Source organism: Acinetobacter sp. YH16038 (genome assembly GCF_013417275.1).
Lineage (GTDB): Bacteria > Pseudomonadota > Gammaproteobacteria > Pseudomonadales > Moraxellaceae > Acinetobacter.
This window is the reverse complement of sequence record NZ_VPEG01000161.1, coordinates 1-1,284: the sequence shown is the minus strand read 5'-3', so window position 1 is coordinate 1,284 and position 1,284 is coordinate 1. Positions and strand designations below refer to the sequence as shown.

Here is a 1,284-nt window from a genome sequence, read left to right as displayed (position 1 = left end):
TTGTTCCATTTTAGAGATTTGTTTAAGATAAGATATAACTCATTGAGATGTGTCATAGTATTCGTCGTTAGAAAACAATTATTGTGACATTATTTCAATGAGTTATCTATTTTTGTCGTGTACAGAGATTATTATAGAAGCCCCCATGAATAAATCGCTCATCATTTTCGGCATCGTCAACATAACCTCGGACAGTTTCTCCGATGGAGGCCGGTATCTGGCGCCAGACGCAGCCATTGCGCAGGCGCGTAAGCTGATGGCCGAGGGGGCAGATGTGATCGACCTCGGTCCGGCATCCAGCAATCCCGACGCCGCGCCTGTTTCGTCCGACACAGAAATCGCGCGTATCGCGCCGGTGCTGGACGCGCTCAAGGCAGATGGCATTCCCGTCTCGCTCGACAGTTATCAACCCGCGACGCAAGCCTATGCCTTGTCGCGTGGTGTGGCCTATCTCAATGATATTCGCGGTTTTCCAGACGCTGCGTTCTATCCGCAATTGGCGAAATCATCTGCCAAACTCGTCGTTATGCATTCGGTGCAAGACGGGCAGGCAGATCGGCGCGAGGCACCCGCTGGCGACATCATGGATCACATTGCGGCGTTCTTTGACGCGCGCATCGCGGCGCTGACGGGTGCCGGTATCAAACGCAACCGCCTTGTCCTTGATCCCGGCATGGGGTTTTTTCTGGGGGCTGCTCCCGAAACCTCGCTCTCGGTGCTGGCGCGGTTCGATGAATTGCGGCTGCGCTTCGATTTGCCGGTGCTTCTGTCTGTTTCGCGCAAATCCTTTCTGCGCGCGCTCACAGGCCGTGGTCCGGGGGATGTCGGGGCCGCGACACTCGCTGCAGAGCTTGCCGCCGCCGCAGGTGGAGCTGACTTCATCCGCACACACGAGCCGCGCCCCTTGCGCGACGGGCTGGCGGTATTGGCGGCGCTGAAAGAAACCGCAAGAATTCGTTAACTGCACATTCGGGATATTTCTCTATATTCGCGGTTCAGCAGGCATGTCCCCTTTGAGGGCGACCCGACGACAGGATAATCGACCTTATGGTGCGCAAATATTTCGGCACAGACGGTATTCGTGGCAAAGCCAACGAAGGCGCGATGACGGCGGAAACCGCCTTGCGCGTCGGCATGGCGGCTGGCCGTGTCTTTCGTCGCGGTGACCACCGCCATCGTGTCGTGATCGGCAAGGATACGCGCCTGTCGGGCTATATGCTTGAACCCGCGCTCACAGCCGGTTTCACCTCGATGGGCATGGACGTATTCCTTTTTGGCCCGCTG

General features: G+C 56.7%; 1 protein-coding gene and 1 pseudogene. Both read left to right on the top strand.

The genetic code is table 11. The features are described from left to right. The first annotated feature begins 145 nt into the window (after window positions 1–145). Window positions 146–961, top strand: a complete 816-nt coding sequence (gene sul2, locus FTV34_RS17540) for a sulfonamide-resistant dihydropteroate synthase Sul2 (RefSeq protein ID WP_001043260.1) — start codon at window positions 146–148, stop codon at window positions 959–961. A gap of 86 nt (window positions 962–1,047) precedes the next feature. Beyond that, window positions 1,048–1,284: pseudogene (gene glmM / locus FTV34_RS17535) on the top strand (phosphoglucosamine mutase); the annotation flags it as partial.

What these genes read in the sequence shown, in the direction of transcription:
- sul2 (WP_001043260.1), top strand. Translation starts at nt 146, where the DNA reads ATGAATAAATCGCTCATCATTTTCGGCATCGTCAACATAACCTCGGAC.